Annotated in this window: 3 protein-coding genes; 1 reads left to right on the forward strand and 2 read right to left on the reverse strand. The window is 58.8% G+C overall.

What is annotated here, in order from left to right:
* Positions 1–218, forward strand: a 218-nt coding sequence (locus I2E45_RS10460; protein WP_229058948.1) for a hypothetical protein, incomplete at its 5' end; no start/stop codon positions are given.
* Here the strand turns inward: I2E45_RS10460 and I2E45_RS10275 are convergent.
* Together I2E45_RS10275 and I2E45_RS10280 are read right to left on the reverse strand one after the other, a co-directional pair.
* Positions 219–1,250, reverse strand: a complete 1,032-nt coding sequence (locus I2E45_RS10275) for a 3-deoxy-7-phosphoheptulonate synthase (protein ID WP_195445984.1) — start codon at positions 1,248–1,250, stop codon at positions 219–221. It lies immediately after the preceding gene.
* Between the two features lie 432 nt (positions 1,251–1,682).
* On the reverse strand, positions 1,683–1,862 hold the full coding sequence (locus I2E45_RS10280; protein WP_195445985.1) for a hypothetical protein: 180 nt from the start codon (positions 1,860–1,862) through the stop codon (positions 1,683–1,685).
* Positions 1,863–1,950: the final 88 nt, after the last annotated feature.

The raw sequence follows: 1,950 nt of genomic DNA on the forward strand, positions 1-1,950 counted from the left end.
CGGCAGGCCCCGCCGACCGATTGCAAGCGGTCGGCGGGGCCATTGTGGCTCTTGACAGCGGATTGGGTCATATGAGCGAAAACCCGCCAGAGCGAGCAAGGTGCCTTGAAACGAGGCGGCATCGATCTTTTGATCATGCCGCCGAAGTTGAAAGGCAGATTGCCGCCCTGGCGGGTTTGCAGCGTCGAGCCGTTACGCGGTTTGGTAAAACCGCGTAACTAAATACGTTCCGCGATTTCGTGGATGAGGTAGTCGGTCTTTTCCCAGCCCAGGCACGGGTCGGTGATCGACTTGCCAAAGACACCGCCGTCGACCGGCTGGTTGCCGTCCTCCAGGTAGGACTCGATCATAAAGCCCTTGACCAGCTTGGAGATGGACTCGTTGCGGCGGCAGCTGTCGAGCACCTCCTTGCAAATGCGATACTGCTCCAGCGGACGCTTGCCCGAGTTGTCGTGGTTGCAGTCGATGACCGCTGCCGGATTGGCATAGCCGGCGTGCTCGGTATAGCGTTCGGCCAGGCGCTCGAGGTGCTCGTAGTGGTAGTTGGGGTAGGTGCGACCGTCGAGACCGATGTAGCCACGCATGACGGCGTGTGCGAGCGGGTTGCCGTCGCACTCAACCTCCCAGTTACGGAAGATGAAGCTCTGATGTGCCTGGGCGGCGTAGATGGAGTTGAGCATGACGGTGGTGGAACCGGCGGTGGGATTCTTCATGCCGACGGGCACCGAAATGCCGCTCGACACCAGGCGATGCTCCTGGTTTTCGACCGAGCGCGCGCCCACGGCAACGTAGCTCAGTAGGTCAACAAGGTACTGGTAGTTGGACGGATAGAGCATCTCATCGGCGGTAAAGAAGCCAGTCTCCTCGATGACGCGCAGGTGCATATGGCGGATGGCCTTGACGCCCTCGAGCAGGTCGTCGGGAGCCTCGGGGTTGGGGTTGTGCAGAAGACCCTTGTAACCGGTGCCCTTGGTGCGCGGCTTATTGGTGTAGACGCGCGGAATGATGATGAGCTTGTCCTTGACCTCCTCGGCGGTCTTGGCCAGTCGGTTCATGTACTCAAGTACTGAATCCTCGCGGTCGGCAGAGCACGGGCCGATGATGAGCACCTTGCGTGCGTCTTCGCCGGTAAAGACTTTGGCGACCTCGGCGTCAAATGCCTGCTTTTTGGCGATAAGCTCGGCAGAAAGCGGCATTTCCTCGCGGATCTCCATGGGGATCGGCAACTTGCGTTTGAATTCCATGGCCATAGGGGCCTCCTCAATCTATAGAAAGAGCAATAAGCGTATTGTCGAGTGTTCGGCATTATCCGCTGTCGCACGCTAAAGTGCAAGCCCTTGTCACCCCGATACCACCCAAAAAGGGACAGGTTTATTTTGGCAGGTTTTATCTGGGTAAACGTCGGCGGATGTCGGGAGGGAGTGGCGCCGCGCGGGCCCTTAAGGCTGCCGTCGATTTCTCGGGAAACACCCCGTGGCAAAAACCCCAAATATGAGTACTGTTGCTATTATAGTGTCATATTACCTTCGCAAAATAATAGACATAAATACAAAACATGTTCATTAACACAAACACATATAAGTCCGCTATGGTGCTGTTTGATCAATTTAGGAACGCGTGTAGGTCGCGCGCGCAGACGTGGTGTAAGAGTGTCCTGAGGTCCGTCGCTGCAAGTCCCGATGTTACTCCTTCTTGAGACCGCGCCTCTCGACTATCTCGTCCACTATCTCCCTGGCGCGCCGCCCGAGCGCGCGGCGCCTCCCCTCTGTCGGGGCCGGCCTGTCCGCGGGCTCGGCGAAGCCCTCGGCGGCCGAGGCCTCGGAGAACACGCGCTGCTGGGACCACTGCCCCTCGGTCTCCATGAGGCTCGCGCTGGATTGGCAACACCTATTTGGACGATTCCGGGAGGGACAGCCCCGCCTCCCTGAACTCGACCGGAGACATGTAGCC

Source organism: Collinsella aerofaciens (assembly GCF_015555045.1).
Lineage (GTDB): Bacteria > Actinomycetota > Coriobacteriia > Coriobacteriales > Coriobacteriaceae > Collinsella > Collinsella aerofaciens_W.

Excerpts from the sequence above, each read along its gene's own strand:
- I2E45_RS10275 (WP_195445984.1), bottom strand. The coding sequence starts at position 1,250 with ATGGCCATGGAATTCAAACGCAAGTTGCCGATCCCCATGGAGATCCGC.
- I2E45_RS10280 (WP_195445985.1), bottom strand. The coding sequence starts at position 1,862 with ATGGAGACCGAGGGGCAGTGGTCCCAGCAGCGCGTGTTCTCCGAGGCC.